Annotated in this window: 19 protein-coding genes; 12 read left to right on the top strand and 7 right to left on the bottom strand. The window is 57.3% G+C overall.

All coding sequences use genetic code 11. The features are described from left to right. The first annotated feature begins 51 nt into the window (after positions 1-51). Positions 52-1,272 carry a bifunctional acetylornithine/succinyldiaminopimelate transaminase gene (argD, locus tag DR88_RS04190; RefSeq protein ID WP_004174049.1) on the top strand — a complete coding sequence of 407 codons (1,221 nt, stop codon included), beginning with the start codon at positions 52-54 and terminating at the stop codon, positions 1,270-1,272. On the opposite strand, the gene DR88_RS04195 is transcribed toward argD, so the two are convergent. Next, entirely contained in the window at positions 1,262-3,340 is a 2,079-nt protein-coding gene (locus DR88_RS04195; RefSeq protein ID WP_004150035.1) for a YccS/YhfK family putative transporter, read from the bottom strand. The two genes, argD and DR88_RS04195, sit on opposite strands and share 11 nt — an antisense overlap. Positions 3,341-3,391: 51 nt before the next feature. Further along, complete coding sequence (gene crp, locus DR88_RS04200) at positions 3,392-4,024, bottom strand: cAMP-activated global transcriptional regulator CRP (protein ID WP_000242758.1); 633 nt, start codon at positions 4,022-4,024, stop codon at positions 3,392-3,394. A gap of 306 nt (positions 4,025-4,330) precedes the next feature. On the opposite strand from crp, the gene DR88_RS04205 reads away from it, so the two are divergent. After that, the gene (locus DR88_RS04205; protein WP_002920158.1) at positions 4,331-4,735 is read left to right on the top strand and encodes an OsmC family protein; all 405 of its coding nucleotides are present in this window, start codon (positions 4,331-4,333) and stop codon (positions 4,733-4,735) included. A 54-nt stretch (positions 4,736-4,789) separates the two neighbouring features. Here the strand turns inward: DR88_RS04205 and DR88_RS04210 are convergent, their stop codons facing one another. From DR88_RS04210 to DR88_RS04225, 4 genes are all read right to left on the bottom strand, one after another. Further along, positions 4,790-5,659, bottom strand: a complete 870-nt coding sequence (locus DR88_RS04210) for a phosphoribulokinase (RefSeq protein WP_002920153.1) — start codon at positions 5,657-5,659, stop codon at positions 4,790-4,792. A gap of 36 nt (positions 5,660-5,695) precedes the next feature. Further along, complete coding sequence (locus tag DR88_RS04215; RefSeq protein WP_004174055.1) at positions 5,696-5,914, bottom strand: YheU family protein; 219 nt, start codon at positions 5,912-5,914, stop codon at positions 5,696-5,698. Beyond that, positions 5,911-6,909, bottom strand: a complete 999-nt coding sequence (locus tag DR88_RS04220) for a hydrolase (protein WP_024264627.1) — start codon at positions 6,907-6,909, stop codon at positions 5,911-5,913. Before DR88_RS04220 ends, DR88_RS04215 begins: the two co-directional genes overlap by 4 nt. Positions 6,910-7,136: 227 nt before the next feature. Further along, on the bottom strand, positions 7,137-9,041 hold the full coding sequence (locus tag DR88_RS04225; protein WP_004150033.1) for an ABC transporter ATP-binding protein: 1,905 nt from the start codon (positions 9,039-9,041) through the stop codon (positions 7,137-7,139). A gap of 173 nt (positions 9,042-9,214) precedes the next feature. Between DR88_RS04225 and kefG the strand changes: the two genes are divergently transcribed. The 4 genes from kefG to slyD all read left to right on the top strand — a co-directional run bounded on the left by kefG (position 9,215) and on the right by slyD (position 12,463). Then, on the top strand, positions 9,215-9,778 hold the full coding sequence (kefG, locus tag DR88_RS04230) for a glutathione-regulated potassium-efflux system ancillary protein KefG (RefSeq protein ID WP_004151401.1): 564 nt from the start codon (positions 9,215-9,217) through the stop codon (positions 9,776-9,778). After that, positions 9,765-11,570: a glutathione-regulated potassium-efflux system protein KefB gene (gene kefB, locus DR88_RS04235; RefSeq protein WP_004150031.1), complete on the top strand. Its 1,806-nt coding sequence runs from the start codon at positions 9,765-9,767 to the stop codon at positions 11,568-11,570. The genes kefG and kefB overlap by 14 nt, the downstream gene beginning before the upstream one ends. 11 nt (positions 11,571-11,581) lie before the next feature. Beyond that, the gene (locus DR88_RS04240) at positions 11,582-11,782 is read left to right on the top strand and encodes a YheV family putative zinc ribbon protein (RefSeq protein ID WP_002920143.1); all 201 of its coding nucleotides are present in this window, start codon (positions 11,582-11,584) and stop codon (positions 11,780-11,782) included. A gap of 93 nt (positions 11,783-11,875) precedes the next feature. Then, positions 11,876-12,463 (top strand): peptidylprolyl isomerase, encoded by a 588-nt coding sequence (gene slyD, locus DR88_RS04245; RefSeq protein ID WP_002920140.1) that lies wholly within the window; start codon positions 11,876-11,878, stop codon positions 12,461-12,463. A 58-nt stretch (positions 12,464-12,521) separates the two neighbouring features. On the opposite strand, the gene DR88_RS04250 is transcribed toward slyD, so the two are convergent. Next, positions 12,522-12,740, bottom strand: a complete 219-nt coding sequence (locus DR88_RS04250; RefSeq protein WP_002920136.1) for a protein SlyX — start codon at positions 12,738-12,740, stop codon at positions 12,522-12,524. Positions 12,741-12,962: 222 nt separating this feature from the next. Between DR88_RS04250 and fkpA the strand changes: the two genes are divergently transcribed. The 6 genes from fkpA to rpsL all read left to right on the top strand — a co-directional run bounded on the left by fkpA (position 12,963) and on the right by rpsL (position 16,223). Further along, positions 12,963-13,793: an FKBP-type peptidyl-prolyl cis-trans isomerase gene (gene fkpA / locus DR88_RS04255; protein WP_004150030.1), complete on the top strand. Its 831-nt coding sequence runs from the start codon at positions 12,963-12,965 to the stop codon at positions 13,791-13,793. 168 nt (positions 13,794-13,961) lie between these two features. Continuing rightward, positions 13,962-14,684 (top strand): helix-turn-helix transcriptional regulator, encoded by a 723-nt coding sequence (locus DR88_RS04260; protein WP_002920130.1) that lies wholly within the window; start codon positions 13,962-13,964, stop codon positions 14,682-14,684. Then, the gene (gene tusD / locus DR88_RS04265; protein WP_002920128.1) at positions 14,684-15,070 is read left to right on the top strand and encodes a sulfurtransferase complex subunit TusD; all 387 of its coding nucleotides are present in this window, start codon (positions 14,684-14,686) and stop codon (positions 15,068-15,070) included. Before DR88_RS04260 ends, tusD begins: the two co-directional genes overlap by 1 nt. Further along, complete coding sequence (gene tusC / locus DR88_RS04270; protein WP_004174061.1) at positions 15,070-15,429, top strand: sulfurtransferase complex subunit TusC; 360 nt, start codon at positions 15,070-15,072, stop codon at positions 15,427-15,429. The genes tusD and tusC overlap by 1 nt, the downstream gene beginning before the upstream one ends. A 7-nt stretch (positions 15,430-15,436) precedes the next feature. Beyond that, positions 15,437-15,724, top strand: a complete 288-nt coding sequence (tusB, locus tag DR88_RS04275; protein ID WP_002920119.1) for a sulfurtransferase complex subunit TusB — start codon at positions 15,437-15,439, stop codon at positions 15,722-15,724. 124 nt (positions 15,725-15,848) lie between these two features. Next, positions 15,849-16,223, top strand: a complete 375-nt coding sequence (gene rpsL, locus DR88_RS04280; RefSeq protein ID WP_002920115.1) for a 30S ribosomal protein S12 — start codon at positions 15,849-15,851, stop codon at positions 16,221-16,223. The last annotated feature ends 35 nt before the right edge of the window (positions 16,224-16,258 follow it).

The raw sequence follows: 16,258 nt of genomic DNA, 5'->3' as shown, positions 1-16,258 counted from the left end.
TGATTTGATTATCATAATCGCATCTGCGTAACGAAGAGGGATGGGCAAGACATGGCAACTGAACAACCGGCAATCACCCGCGCCACATTCGATGAAGTTATTTTGCCAATTTATGCACCGGCAGAATTCATCCCGGTGAAGGGGAAAGGCAGCCGCGTCTGGGATCAGCAGGGGAAAGAGTATATCGATTTCGCCGGCGGTATCGCGGTGACGGCGCTTGGTCATTGCCATCCGGCGCTGGTGGCGGCGCTGCATCAGCAGGGCGAAACGCTGTGGCACACCAGCAACGTCTTTACCAATGAGCCGGCGCTGCGTCTGGGACGTAAACTTGTCGAGGCTACCTTCGCCGAGCGCGTGGTGTTTATGAACTCCGGCACCGAAGCCAATGAAACGGCCTTTAAGCTGGCGCGTCACTATGCGGTGACCCGCCATAGCCCGTATAAAACCAAAATCATCGCCTTCCATAATGCCTTTCATGGCCGCTCCCTGTTTACCGTTTCCGTCGGCGGTCAGCCGAAGTATTCCGATGGTTTCGGCCCAAAACCGGCGGATATTGTCCATGTTCCCTTCAACGATCTGCAGGCGGTAAAAGCGGTGATGGATGACCACACCTGCGCGGTGGTGGTGGAGCCGATTCAGGGCGAAGGCGGCGTGACGGCGGCCACGCCGGCTTTCCTGCAGGGACTGCGCGAGCTGTGCGATCAGCACCAGGCGCTGCTCGTCTTTGATGAAGTACAGTGTGGTATGGGGCGTACCGGATCGCTGTTCGCCTATATGCACTACGGCGTGACCCCGGATATTCTGACCAGCGCCAAAGCGCTGGGCGGCGGCTTCCCGGTCAGCGCCATGCTGACCACCCACGAGATCGCCAGCGCCTTCCATGCGGGCTCCCATGGCTCAACCTACGGCGGCAACCCGCTGGCCTGCGCGGTCGCCAACGCCGCCTTCGATCTGATCAATACCCCGGCGGTGCTGGATGGCGTGAGCGCGAAGCGCGAACTGTTCGTCAAACACCTGCAGCGGCTGGATGCCGAGTTTGATCTGTTCAGTGATATACGCGGGATGGGCCTGCTGATCGGCGCGGAACTCAAGCCGCAGCACAAAGGCCGCGCGCGTGATTTCCTCTATGCCGCGGCCGACGCCGGCGTCATGGTGCTCAACGCCGGGCCGGACGTGATGCGTTTTGTTCCCTCGCTAATCATCGACGAGCAGGATATTACTGAAGGGATGGCGCGCTTTGCCCAGGCGGTGGCAAAGGTGATTAACGGTTGATCTTCCGCAGCCAGATGCCATGGTGCGGCCGCTGACGCCATGCCACTGACGAAATGGTGTGCATGGTGTTCAGATGGCCCAGAATGCGTTGCAGATGCTGCTCCATGGTGCTTAACGGACCGATCGGCGCCTCGCTTTCCGGCGACTCCATAATATTGGCATCCCCTGCGCTGCCGGGACCATCGCTGTCCAGCCGCTGCTGGCAGCGCTGCAGCGCAATCTCACAGGATTCGAGATAGCGCTGGGCAAGATCCGGGGTCAGCATCGTATGCTCCCGGGCCAGGGTGGTCATAGCGTTGATGTGTTCGACGATAAACTGGCTGTGCGTCACCCACAGCTTCATATCTTCCAGATAGTGGGTATTAAACCCGGGTTCCTGCATCGCCTGATTCAGGGAGTTGTAGAGCGCGTTGTGCGCCTGGTTGACGCGCATGCGTTGATAGGCCAGCGCGGGGGCTTTTGGATCGGCGCTGAGGATCAGGCGAATTGCCTGCTGGTCGGCCTCCAGCGCATCGTGGGCGTTTTTTTTCAGCAGGCCGCTCTGCCACTGCGGCCACAGCCAGACCATCCCGCCGAAGGCGATCAGGCAGCCGATAAGGGTGTCGATCAGCCGGGCGATAATAAACTGTTCGCCGTTAAGCGTCAGCAGCTGCAGGGTATATACCGCCGTCACCGTAAACCCAACCATCGCCCAGCCATAGTGTTTGCGAATGATCAGATAGCTGAGCAGGGTAATCAGCAGCATCCCGCTCAGGGTGTAGCTCTCCGGAACGTGAAAATGCAAGGTCAGCCCGGCGATCGTCAGGCCGGCGAGCGTCCCTGCCGCCCGGTGAACAATACGCACCCGGGTGGCGCCATAGCCGTTCTGGGTGACGAAAAGCACCGTCATCAGGATCCAGTAGGGCTTAGGCAAGTGCAGGGCGTTGCCCATCAGGCTGGCGACGCTCAGCATCACGCTGATGCGGGCGGCATTGCGCAGCGCGGGCGATTTTAGCGACAGGTAGTTCTTTAGCGCGGGCAATAGCGGTAAACGACGCTCTTTGTCGGCCATCAGGTCCCGGGCATACAGCGGGCGCTGGGTATGCAGCACCCGGGCGATGCGGCTGAAGTGCCAGGCGCAGAAGTGGCCGACCGGGTTATCCGGATGTTGTCTGGCGATCTTTTCCAGAGCCTCGATCTGTTTATCCATCTGAAAGCGCTTTGGAAAGCGATGATAGAGCATGTCATCCGCCAGCACGCGCAGGCGGGCGGCGACGGTCTGCGCGTTCCAGCGGATCACCGCTTCGGCATGGCTGCGTTCCACCAGCTTTTGCACCTCTTCCGGCTGATGCAGGCTGACCGAAATATGCTCCTGCAGATCCAGCCCCATCTGAAACGCCCGCAGCAGGCGCTTATGATCGTTGCGTTGGTTAGCGGCCAGCATATGCATCTGCTGATAGCACTGGGTAATCAGATCGACCACTTTCTGCTGGCGGGTGAGCAGCGGCGGCAGGGCGGTCGAGGGATCGGTATGCTGGGTCAGCAGGCTGTATTTGGCTTCACAGTAGTCCGCCAGCTCCCGGTAAAGCAGGCTAAGCGACTCCCGTAGCGGCTGTTCGCGCCACAGCCAGAACCAGAACCAGTTAAACACGCCGTACCACAGCGTGCCGAAGGCGTAGATCAGCAGCGGCTCCCAGATGGGCATATTGCCCGCCAGGCTCAGGGTAAAGATGGCGGCGATCAGCGACGCGGGCAGCAGCCGCGCGTGCAGCGAACTGATCTCCGCGGTAACGCCGAGCAAGAGCGCCAGGCCGCTGAGAATAAACGGCAGGGGTATCGACTGGGCAAGCAGCAACTGCACCACCAGACTGCATCCGGCAAACAGGCAGCCGCCGATAATCAGGCGTTTGAAAAAGCGCTTATGCGGGGTATCAAGACCGGCAATGTTGCAGCAGGCGGGGACTAAGGAAAATAACAGCCCCTGCTGGAGATGGCCGAGCAGAAGACCGATGGCCACGGGCAGACACAGCACCAGCGTTTGCCGCAGTGCATAGTTGACTTCCGGGTGGTAAATCAGCCTGCGCCACATGAGGGAAAAACAAAAACGGCGTACTGCGGGAGCAATACGCCGCTTAGCAACTTAACGGGTGCCGTAGACGACGATGGTTTTACCGTGCGCGGAAATCAGGTTCTGATCTTCCAGCATTTTCAAAATACGACCAACGGTTTCACGAGAGCAGCCGACGATCTGACCAATTTCCTGGCGGGTAATTTTAATTTGCATACCGTCCGGGTGGGTCATGGCATCCGGTTGCTTCGCCAGGTTCAGCAGCGTCTGGGCGATACGGCCCGTCACGTCGAGGAAGGCCAGGTTGCCCACTTTCTCAGACGTGACCTGCAGACGGCGAGCCATTTGCGAAGAGAGACGCATCAGAATGTCCGGGTTCACCTGGATCAGCTGACGGAATTTCTTATAAGAGATTTCGGCCACTTCACATGCGGTTTTCGCCCGTACCCAGGCGCTACGCTCCTGACCCTCTTCAAACAGGCCTAATTCACCGATGAAATCGCCCTGGTTGAGGTAGGAGAGGATCATCTCTTTACCTTCTTCATCCTTGATGAGTACAGCCACGGAGCCTTTAACGATGTAGTACAGCGTTTCTGCTTTTTCACCCTGGTGGATCAGCGTGCTCTTTGATGGGTACTTATGAATGTGGCAATGAGACAAGAACCATTCAAGGGTAGGGTCTGTTTGCGGTTTGCCAAGCACCATGCGCGGTTATCCTCTGTTATAAGCTATCTCCGGGCGCCGACACTACACGGCGTCCGGGCATGCAATCGTATTGTTTCCCTATACCTGGGAAGCTGGCTGATGATTTTTCGACAGCCCGTAATGTGAACTCCTCTGCATACATGCAGTACATCAATGTATTACTGTAGCATCCAGACTGTTTTAGCATAGCTTTCGCTGCATGTCTCCTGGTGTCTCGCTTCAGCATGACGCAGGTCGCCTTCCGTTGCGAGAATTGTTATGTGCGCGTAATCTGACAGGAATATTGCGATACTGGAGTTAAATTTTATGCAAGCGCGTGTGAAATGGGTAGAAGGGTTAACCTTTATCGGGGAGTCCGCATCGGGACACCAGATTCTGATGGATGGCAACTCCGGGGATAAGGCTCCCAGCCCGATGGAGATGGTGCTGATGGCGGCGGGCGGTTGCAGTGCGATCGATGTGGTCTCCATTCTGCAAAAAGGTCGTCACGACGTGACCAATTGCGAAGTGAAGCTGACCTCCGAGCGTCGCGAAGAGGCTCCGCGTCTGTTCACGCATATTAATCTGCATTTTATCGTCACCGGCAAGGCGCTGAAAGATGCCGCGGTCTCCCGGGCGGTGGACCTGTCGGCAGAGAAATACTGCTCGGTGGCGCTGATGCTGGAAAAAGCGGTGAACATCACTCACTCCTATGAAGTGATCGAGGCGTAGTCTTCGCCTGCCGTTGTATCGAATCTCAACCCCGGCCAGGCCGGGGTTTTTTGGTTAGCCTATCTTACGGCCTTCCATCAGGCGCTCGACCAGCGGCGTCATGATAAGCTCCATCGCCAGCCCCATTTTACCGCCCGGCACCACCAGGGTGTTCATGTGCGAGATAAACGAGCCCTGCAGCATCGCCAACAGCCAGGGGAAATCGATATTCTGCAGATTGCGGAAATGGATCACCACAAAGCTCTCGTCCAGCGAGGGGATCGCTTTGGCGGCAAACGGGTTGGAGGTGTCCACCGTCGGCACGCGCTGAAAGTTGATATGGGTGCGGGAAAATTGCGGGGTAATGAAGTTGATGTAATCTTCCATCGAGCGGACGACCGAGTCCATCACCGCCTCCCGGGAGTGGCCGCGTTCGCTGGTGTCGCGAATAAGCTTTTGGATCCATTCGAGGTTAACGATAGGCACCACCCCGACCAGCAGGTCGACATGGCTGGCGACATCATGCTGCGGCGTGACAACCCCGCCGTGCAGCCCCTCATAGAACAGTACGTCTGTCGGCTCCGGCAGCGGCTGCCAGGGGGTAAAGGTCCCCGGCACCTGATTCCACGGCACGGCTTCGTCATAGGTGTGCAGATATTTCCGCGACTGACCTTTGCCGTGGCGACCATAGTCGACAAAGGTCTGCTCCAGCAGGCCGAAGTCGTTCGCCTCCGGGCCAAAGTAGCTGATATGTTTGCCCTGATCCCGCGCCTTACGGATCGCCATGTCCATTTCCGGGCGGGTGTAGCGATGAAAGCTATCGCCTTCCACCTCCGCGGCGTGCAGGTTTAGCTGCGCGAAGATTTTGCGAAAGGCAAGGCTGGTGGTGGTAGTGCCCGCGCCGCTGGAGCCCGTGACGGCGATCACCGGATGTTTGGCAGACATAACAACTCCCTGGTTAAACGATGTAGTGGCGTCGCCTTAGCCGTTAAACAGCGCGCGCGGCATAATATTGACTGTCTCATGCAGTTCCGACCACACAAGGACCGCCTCTCCGCGTTTCAGCTGCTGTTTTACATCGGCGACTTTATCGGCAAGTGAACGTTCATATTCACCATAATCGGTGCCTTCACGTAACACAAAGCTTTCAATCAGGTTATCCAGCGTTTCGGGATCCAGATCCTGCCAGGGAATAATCATACGGGAACCTCCAGCCAGCGGTTTAACCAGTCGGGAATGCGTCTTTCCAGCCACATCTCCGGTTTACGCAGAGTGCCGCTGACAAAGCCAACGTGGCCGCCTTGCTCGGTCAATTGATACTCTACGTTCGCGGGCAGTTGCTCCTGCGGCGGAATAGAGTGGTGATCCATAAACGGATCGTCTTTCGCGTGAATGATGAGCGTCGGCTTAGTGATATCGCTGAGCCGCGGCATGGCGCTGCATTGCCGGTAATAATCCAGCGCATCGGCAAAGCCATGGATTTTGGCGGTGATCATATCGTCAAATTCCCGGATGCGGCGCATCCCTTTGAGCTGGCGTAAATCGACGGGCAGCGAGCCCGGGTACGCTTTCAGCTTGCGTGAAGCGTTGGCTTTTAACAGATTGAGCAGATAGCGCTGATAAACCCGCGAGAAGCCCTTATCCATATGATAGCTGCAGGCTTCGAGCATGAAAGGCGCGGAGACGATCACCGCCGCATCCAGCGGGCAGCGGTCGCCTTCCTCTGCCAGCAGGCAGCCCAGCATATTGCCGCCCAGCGAATAGCCGACGGCCGCGGTCGGCGCGGGACCAAACTCGCGCTTCAGCCAGTGCAAAAACCAGGTGCCATCTTCCGTTTCGCCGGAGTGATAGATGCGGTGATTGCGGTTAGGTTCGCCGCTGCAGCCGCGGAAATGCATCACCACGCCCAGCCAGCCGCGCTGCATCGCCGCGTGGATCAGACCATGGGCGTACGGGCTGTGCAGACTGCCTTCCAGGCCGTGAAAAACGACGAGGCGCGGCTTATGGCGCGCCTGGTGCGGGTCTTCGCTCCAGGCCAGATCGACAAAATCGCCGTCCGGCAGCTCAAGGCGCTGCCAGTGCGGGGTAAAGCGCAATTTACGGCGAATCAGCCGCGGCAGCATGGTTTGCAGATGACGATTGCCCACGCCGCGCATCGGATGGAACTCACGCGAATCGTTTTCGGGGGGCGTCATGTCTGTGGGGATGATTTCAACCATAGCACCAGAACAATTAATAAACGTGATGATGACTATACCGCGCAGGGCATGCAGGGGGTTAGCCAATATGTGGTCTTGCGGCCAGTGACGCCAGCTTACAGCAAAAACAAATCATTGATGTCGCTGATGGCCAGGCCATGAAGAGGGCAGAAACCCACCCTGCCAGCGGCAGCGTACGCGCAGGCAGGATGAAGAGGAAGAGTTTAGCCTTCCTGAAGCATGCGCTCCAGCTGCTCCTGGGCCTCCAGCCAGGCCATCTCGCACTCCTCCAGCCCGGACTTCGCGCTGGCCTGTTGCTGCAGGCATTCGGTCAGCTCGGCTTTACGTGAGGCGTCATAAAGCTCACTGTCGCCAAGTTTTTCTTCCGCACTGGCCAACTGCGCGTTGAGCTTGTCCATCTCTTTTTCCAGACGGGCGATCTCTTTGCGCAGCGGTTGGGTCTGGCTGCGCAGCTCCGCTTCCCGACGTTTCTGGTCTTTGCGCGCCTGGGCGCTATTGCCGCTCTCTTTTGGCGCCTCGCCGCTCTGGGACTCCTGTTTTTGCGAGTCGCTGAGCCACTGCTGATAATCTTCCAGATCGCCGTCGAACGGCTCGACTTTACCATCGTGGACGAGGTACAGATCGTCAGTGGTGGAACGGATCAGGTGCCGATCGTGCGATACGACCACCAGCGCCCCTTCAAAGTCGATCAGCGCTTCGGTTAAGGCCTGACGCATATCGAGGTCAAGGTGGTTGGTCGGTTCATCGAGCAGCAGCAGGTTAGGGCGCTGCCAGACGATCAGGGCCAGTACCAGGCGCGCCTTTTCTCCACCGGAGAAGCGGCGGGTTTCTTCGCTCACCTTATCGCCCTGGAAACCAAAGCCGCCGAGATAATCACGCAGCTTCTGCTCCAGCTCCTGCGGCGCCAGACGCGCCAGGTGCTGCAGCGGCGACTCATCGGCGCGCAGGAATTCCAGCTGATGCTGGGCGAAGTAGCCGAGCTTGATGCCTTTCGCGAGGCCGATCTCGCCGCTTACTGGCTGGAGTTCGCCTGCCAGCAGCTTAATCAGCGTCGACTTCCCGGCGCCGTTGCGGCCCAGCAGGCCGATACGCGAGCCCGGCACCAGGTTAAGCTTGATGGAGTCGAGAATAATACGCTCGCCGTAGCCGGCGCTGACTTTCTCCATCTTCAGCAGCGGGTTAGGCAAGCTCTCCGGCTGGCGGAAGCTGAAGTGGAACGGGTTATCCACGTGCGCCGGAGCGATAAGCTCCATCCGCTCCAGCATTTTGATCCGGCTTTGCGCCTGCTTGGCCTTGGTGGCTTTGGCACGGAAGCGATCGATATAGCTTTGCAGGTGCGCGACGCGCTGCTGCTGGCTTTCGTACATCGCCTGCTGCTGAGCGAGGCGGGTGGCGCGCTGCACTTCAAACGAACTGTAGTTGCCGGTGTACTCAAACATGGTCTGCTGTTCGATATGGATAATTTTGTCGACGATAGGATCGAGAAAATCGCGATCGTGGGAGATGAGGATCAGCGTTCCCGTATAGCCCTTCAGCCACTTCTCCAGCCAGATCACCGCATCGAGATCGAGGTGGTTAGTCGGTTCATCGAGCAGCAGCAGATCGGAGCGGCAGATCAGCGCCTGGGCGAGGTTAAGGCGCATACGCCAGCCGCCGGAAAAATCGCTGACCGGCCGCTCAAGCTGTTCATTGCTGAAACCCAGACCGTGCAGCAGGCTGGCGGCGCGCGAACGGATCGTCCAGGCGTCGATGGCGTCCAGCTTACCGTGGACGGTGGCGATAGCATGACCGTCGTTGCGTTCGTTAGCCTGCTGGAGCGCGGCCTCCAGCTGGCGATACTCTCGATCGCCGTCAATGACATAATCGATTGCCGGCTGCGGTAGCGCCGGGGTTTCCTGATTCACCCAGGCCAGCTGCCAGTTGCCGGGAAAGGTCATACTGCCGCCGTCAGCGCTTAACTCGTTTTTCAAAAGCGATAGCAGCGTCGATTTCCCGCAGCCGTTTTTCCCCACCAGACCGACCTTTTGGCCAGGATTGATGGTAGCGGTGGCGTTGTCCAGCAGGACGCGTACGCCGCGACGAATTTGTAACGAGGAGAAAACAATCATAAGGCGCCGTATGTTCAGACTATGTTAATTTGTCATTATGATAATGTAGTGTGGAAGCGAATCGCTTCACCGGGCCGCCATGGTAGCCCAAAACGAAGACGATACACAAAGTCATTCTGGCTGTGTCAAAACGCCGGGGCTGTGCAGGCCGCCAGAAGACCTACGGGAGGGGAATGATGTCTCAGACAGCGAAAGTGTTGCTGCTGTATGCCCACCCAGAATCTCAGGATTCCGTGGCCAACCGGGTTTTATTAGAGCCGGCCTTACAGTTGCCGAACGTCACCGTGCACGATCTCTACGCGCACTATCCGGATTTTTTTATCGATATTGCTTACGAACAGGACCTGCTGCGCCAGCATGAGGTGATTGTTTTCCAGCACCCTTTATATACCTGGAGCTGTCCGGCGCTGCTTAAGGAGTGGCTGGATCGTGTGTTAAGCCGCGGCTTCGCCAGCGGCGCCGGAGGGAACGAACTGGCGGGAAAGTACTGGCGCAGCGTGATCACCACCGGCGAGCCTGAGAGCGCCTACCGTCGCGATGCTAATCGCTATCCGATGAACGATATTTTACGTCCTTTTGAACTGACCGCCGGCATGTGCCGTATGCACTGGATGAGCCCCATTATCGTCTACTGGGCCCGGAGGCAGCAGCCAGAGGAGCTGCGCAGCCGCGCCCTGGCCTACCGGGACTGGTTGGCCAACCCCATCGCCGCCGGAGGTGTCCATGGCGGGATCTGATTTGCTGCTGGCGGGGGTGTTGTTTTTGTTCGCGGCCGTCATCGCCGTCCCTCTGGCTTCAAGACTGGGGATTGGCGCGGTGCTGGGCTATCTGCTGGCCGGGATCGCCATTGGTCCGTGGGGGCTCGGGTTTATCAGCGATGTGGATGAAATTCTCCATTTCTCTGAGCTCGGCGTAGTGTTTCTGATGTTTATCATCGGCCTGGAGCTCAATCCCGCCAAGCTATGGCGACTGCGGAGCTCCATCTTCGGCGTTGGCGCGGCGCAGGTGATGCTCAGCGCGGCGATCCTCGGTGGGTTGCTGATGACGACCGGGTTTTCATGGCAGGCGGCGGTGGTCGGCGGGATCGGCCTGGCGATGTCTTCCACCGCCATGGCGCTGCAGCTGATGCGTGAGAAGGGAATGAGCCGCAGCGAAGCGGGACAGCTAGGCTTTTCGGTGCTGCTGTTTCAGGATCTGGCGGTGATCCCGGCGCTGGCGCTGGTGCCCCTGCTGGCCGGTTCAGCGGATGAGCATGTGAACTGGTTGACGGTCGGCATGAAGGTCCTGGCCTTTGCCGGGATGCTGATTGGCGGACGCTATCTGCTGCGGCCGGTGTTCCGTTTTATCGCCAGCTCGGGGGTCAGGGAGGTGTTCACTGCCGCCACGCTGCTGTTGGTCCTCGGATCTGCCCTGTTTATGGAGGCGCTGGGGCTGTCGATGGCGCTGGGCACCTTTATTGCCGGCGTGCTGCTGGCGGAAAGTGAGTATCGCCACGAACTGGAGATCGCTATCGATCCGTTCAAGGGGCTGCTGCTCGGGTTGTTCTTTATTTCCGTCGGCATGGCGCTGAACCTTGGCGTACTGTATACCCATCTGCTGTGGGTGGCGGTGAGCGTGGCGGTGCTGGTGGCGGTAAAAATGCTGGTGCTCTATCTGCTGGCCCGTCTCTATGGCCTGCGAAGTTCCGAGCGGATGCAGTTCGCGGGCGTATTAAGCCAGGGCGGCGAGTTCGCGTTTGTCCTCTTTTCGCTGCCCGCCTCTCAGCGGTTGTTTCAGCACGACCAGATGGCGCTGCTGCTGGTGGCGGTAACGTTGTCGATGATGACGACGCCGCTGCTGATGAAGGGGATAGATAAGCTATTGTCGCGACGGCTGAACCCGGCGGACGATACCGGTGAGGCGCCGTGGGTGGAGGATGACAAGCCGCAGGTGATTATTGTCGGGTTTGGTCGCTTTGGTCAGGTCATTGGTCGCCTGCTGATGGCCAATAAGATGCGTATTACGGTACTGGAGCGGGACATCAGCGCGGTAAATCTGATGCGCAACTATGGCTATAAAGTCTATTTTGGCGATGCCACCCAGCTGGAGCTGCTGCGCTCGGCGGGAGCGGAAGAGGCGCAGTCGATCGTCATCACCTGTAATGAGCCAGAAGATACCATGCGGCTGGTGGAAATGTGTCAACAACACTTTCCACATCTGCATATTCTGGCCCGCGCTCGCGGGCGCGTTGAGGCGCATGAGCTGCTGCAGGCCGGCGTGACGCAGTTTTCTCGCGAAACTTTCTCCAGTGCGTTGGAGCTGGGGCGCAAAGCGCTCATCACCCTCGGGATGCATCCTCACCAGGCCCAGCGCGCGCAGCTGCACTTCCGACGCCTCGATATGCGAATGCTGCGCGAGCTAATGCCAGTGCATACTGATACGGTACAGATATCACGCGTGCGGGAGGCCCGGCGCGAACTGGAAGAGATTTTCCAGCGCGAAATGCAGAAAGAGAGCCGGCAGCTGGACGGCTGGGACGAGTTTGAATAAAGGTAAATCTTATGGCAGTGCGTAAACGTTTTATTGCCGGGGCGAAATGTCCGGCGTGCCAGGCGCAGGATTCGCTGGCAATGTGGCGTGAGAATAATGTCGATGTTGTTGAGTGCGTTAAGTGCGGTCATCAGATGCGTGAGGCAGATAAAGAGGCCCGTGAGCATGTACGCAAAGAGGAGCAGGTGATTGGCATTTTTCATCCCGACTAGCGTTATCCGTCGGCTTTTTTTAAGCTAAAGGGTACACGGCAGCAGAATTCCGCTACAATCTGCGCCACTATTCTTCCCATCTCAGGAGATATCATGAAAGTAGCAAAAGACCTGGTGGTCAGCCTGGCCTATCAGGTACGTACAGAAGACGGTGTGTTGGTTGATGAGTCTCCGGTAAGCGCGCCGCTGGATTACCTGCACGGTCACGGCTCCCTGATTTCCGGCCTGGAAAACGCGCTGGATGGCCACGAAGTGGGCGACAAATTTGACGTTGCCGTCGGCGCTAACGACGCTTACGGTCAGTATGACGAAAACCTGGTGCAGCGTGTACCGAAAGACGTCTTCATGGGCGTTGATGAACTGCAGGTTGGCATGCGCTTCCTGGCGGAAACCGATCAGGGTCCGGTACCAGTAGAAATCACTGAAGTTGAAGACGACCACGTTGTGGTTGATGGCAACCACATGCTGGCTGGTCAGAACCTGAAGTTTAATGTGGAAGTCGTCGCCATCCGCGAAGCGACTGCGGAAGAGCTGGAGCACGGTCACGTGCACGGCGCGCATGGCCACGATCACGATCATGACCATGGTCATGACGGTTGCTGCGGCGGCCACGGCCACGATCATGGTCACGACCATGGTAAAGGCGGCTGCGGCGGCCACGGTGGCTGCGGCTGCCACTAATCTTTGCGCTTCGGCACGAAGACGACAAAAAAGCGGGGAAACCCGCTTTTTTTACGCCTCAATAGTGCGGCGGTGGCGTCTCTTCCGCCTGGGAGGCGATATGGGAGGGTTGGGTCGCCTTAAGCTTCTCGATCATCAGACGCATATGCTCCCGCATCTTCGCCATCTCGATCTCGTGGGCGGTCACGGTTTTGTTGAGGTCTTCGATGGTGATTTCCTGAAACGCCAGCCGGCTTTCCAGCTCCGCAAGGCGCGTTTCTAATGTGCTATCGTGCATGGGTAACCTCTTTAGTCTGATCCTGCGGGCGGATTCTACTTAAGTTTCCCCTGGCGCGCAGCATCGCTGCGCCGTACAGGAAACTTATTCATACAAAAATAGTCCTAAAAGAGGCGATATTCAGGAACGTCCGTATGTAGATTTTAATGGCAACGTTCTATAGTACGTTTTTTGCTTTTTACGATAACCCTGGGGCGAGAGGCCCCGGCCCTGGAGAAATGGATGAAATCACTGTTTAAAGTAACGCTGCTGGCGACCACAATGGCCGTCGCCCTGAATGCACCGCTGACCTTCGCTGCAGATACGGCAACGAAGGCAGCCCCGGCGGCTGAGAGTAAATCGGCATTTAAAAATGACGATCAGAAATCGGCCTATGCGCTGGGCGCGTCCCTGGGGCGTTACATGGAAAACTCCCTGAAAGAACAAGAGAAGCTGGGCATTAAGCTGGATAAATCCCAGCTGATCGCCGGCGTACAGGACGCGTTTGCCGATAAGAGCAAACTGTCCGACCAGGAGATCGAACAGACTCTGCAGGCCTTTGAAACGCGCGTGAAGACCGCGGCTCAGCAGAAAATGGAAAAAGACGCCACTGAGAACGAAGCCAAAGGCAAAGCTTTCCGTGACAACTTTGCCAAAGAGAAGGGCGTGAAAACCTCAAAAACTGGCCTGCTGTATAAAGTCGAGAAAGAAGGCGCTGGCGATGCGCCGAAAGACAGCGATACCGTGGTGGTAAACTACAAAGGTACCCTGATCGACGGTAAAGAGTTTGATAACTCTTATACTCGCGGCGAGCCGCTCTCTTTCCGTCTCGACGGCGTGATCCCGGGCTGGACTGAAGGCCTGAAGAACATCAAGAAAGGCGGCAAAATCAAGCTGGTTATTCCGCCGGACCTGGCCTACGGTAAAACTGGCGTCCCGGGCATCCCGGCCAACTCTACGCTGGTCTTTGATGTAGAACTGCTGGATATCAAACCGGCGCCGAAGGCAGATGCACAGCCGGAAGCCGCAGGCGATGCGAAAGCCGCGGACGCGAAAGCTGACGCTAAGAAGTAATCAGGTTCAGGCCGCCGTCTCGTCAGAGGCGGCGGCTTTTTTATTGAGCGCAGATATAATTAAAACTGGAAAGATCCTCAGGCGCTGTATTACTTTAGATAGCTTAATAATGATGATGAGCCTGCCCTGACAATAACGACAGGCTCCTGAAAAGGAGTGCTTTTTTTCATGTCCAGGTCGCTTTTAACCAATGAAACCAGCGAGCTTGACCTGCTGGATCAACGTCCCTTTGACCAGACCGATTTCGATATTCTCAAATCTTATGAAGCGGTAGTGGACGGGTTGGCGATGCTCATCGGTTCGCACTGTGAAATCGTGCTGCATTCTTTGCAGGATCTGAAATGCTCTGCCATCCGTATCGCCAATGGTGAACATACCGGCCGCCAAATCGGTTCACCGATTACCGATCTTGCGCTGCGCATGCTGCACGATATGACGGGCGCCGATAGCAGCGTTTCCAAATGCTACTTTACCCGTGCTAAAAGCGGCGTACTGATGAAGTCGGTGACGATTGCCATTCGCAACCGCGATCACCGGGTGATTGGTCTGCTGTGTATCAACATGAATCTGGATGTGCCGTTTTCCCAGATCATGAGCACCTTTATTCCGCCAGAAACGCCTGAAGTGAACTCGCCGGTGAACTTTGCTTCTTCGGTAGACGATCTGGTCGCCCAGACGCTGGAGTTCACCATTGAAGAGGTGAATGCCGATCGCAGCGTGTCTAACAATGCGAAAAACCGTCAAATCGTGCTGAATCTCTATGAGAAAGGGATCTTCGATATTAAAGACGCTATTAACCAGGTAGCCGATCGTCTGAACATCTCCAAGCACACCGTTTACCTCTATATTCGCCAGTTCAAAAGCGGCGATTTCCAGGGGCTGGATAAGTAATGCGTTTTGCCCTCACGGTGACCGGCCCAGCCTATGGCACGCAGCAGGCGAGCAGCGCCTGGCAATTTGCCCAGGCCGTGCTGCAGGAAGGCCATGAGCTGGCGTGCGTTTTTTTCTATCGCGAAGGCGTGCTTAACGCTAACCAGTTGACGGCGCCCGCCAGCGATGAGTTCGATCTGGTGCGCGGGTGGCAATCCCTCCACGATGAGCACGGCGTCGCGCTGCATATCTGCGTGGCGGCCGCCCTGCGTCGTGGCGTAACGGACGAACGCGAAGCGCAACAGCTCGCTCTGCCTGGCCACAATTTGCAGCCGGGTTTTACCTTGAGCGGGCTCGGCGCGCTAGCGGAAGCGGCGCTTACTTGCGATCGGATGGTGCAGTTCTGATGAAACGTGTGGCTTTTGTATTTTCCTCTGCGCCGCACGGCAGCGCCGCTGGCAGGGAAGGCCTCGATGCCTTATTAGCAACCTCCGCGCTCACCGACGATATTGGCGTGTTTTTTGTGGGCGACGGCGTGTTTCAGCTGTTACCCGAACAGCGGCCTGGCGCTGTGCTGGCCCGCGACTACATCGCTACCTTTAAATTGCTGTCGCTATATGATATCGACCAGTGCTGGCTGTGCGCCGACTCAGCGCGAGAGCGCGGCCTGGATCCCGCGACCCCGTGGGTGGTGGATGTCGAATGCCTGGCGCCGGATGCCCTGCGCGCCCGTCTGCATGAATTTGATGTGATTTTGCGTTTCTGAGGCCCCCATGCTCCATACGCTCAGTGTTTCCCCCTGGCATGCCGACATCGCAGCGATGCTTCGTTTGATGGAGCACGGCGACGATCTGGTACTACTGTCTGACGGCGTCACCGCGGCCATCGCCGATGGTCGCTTCCTTGAGATCCTGCAATCCGCCCCCATAACCCTATACGTGCTGCAAGACGACGTTGACGCCCGCGGGCTGGCTGGTCAAATTGCGGACAGTGTCGGCAGGGTTAGCTATACTGATTTCGTCAGACTCACAGTCAAACATGCCGGTCAGTTGGCCTGGTGATGGCGGGATCGTTGTATATTTCTTGACACCTTTTCGGCACCGCCCTAAAATTCTGCGTCCTCATAATATATGAGGCGATTTATTACGTGTTTACGAAGCAAAAGCTAAAACCAGGAGCTATTTAATGGCAACAATTAACCAGCTGGTACGCAAACCACGCGCGCGCAAAGTTGCAAAGAGCAACGTGCCAGCGCTGGAAGCCTGCCCGCAGAAACGTGGCGTATGTACTCGCGTATATACCACCACTCCTAAGAAACCGAACTCTGCACTGCGTAAAGTTTGCCGTGTGCGTCTGACTAACGGTTTCGAAGTCACCTCCTACATCGGTGGTGAAGGTCACAACCTGCAGGAGCACTCCGTGATCCTGATCCGTGGCGGTCGTGTTAAAGACCTTCCGGGTGTTCGTTACCACACCGTTCGTGGTGCGCTTGACTGCTCCGGCGTTAAAGACCGTAAGCAGGCTCGCTCCAAGTACGGCGTGAAGCGTCCTAAGGCTTAATGGTTCTCCGTTAAGTAAGGCCAAACTGATTTATC

This window comes from Klebsiella pneumoniae (genome assembly GCF_000742135.1).
Lineage (GTDB): Bacteria > Pseudomonadota > Gammaproteobacteria > Enterobacterales > Enterobacteriaceae > Klebsiella > Klebsiella pneumoniae.
This window is presented reverse-complemented; position numbering and strand designations above follow the sequence as displayed.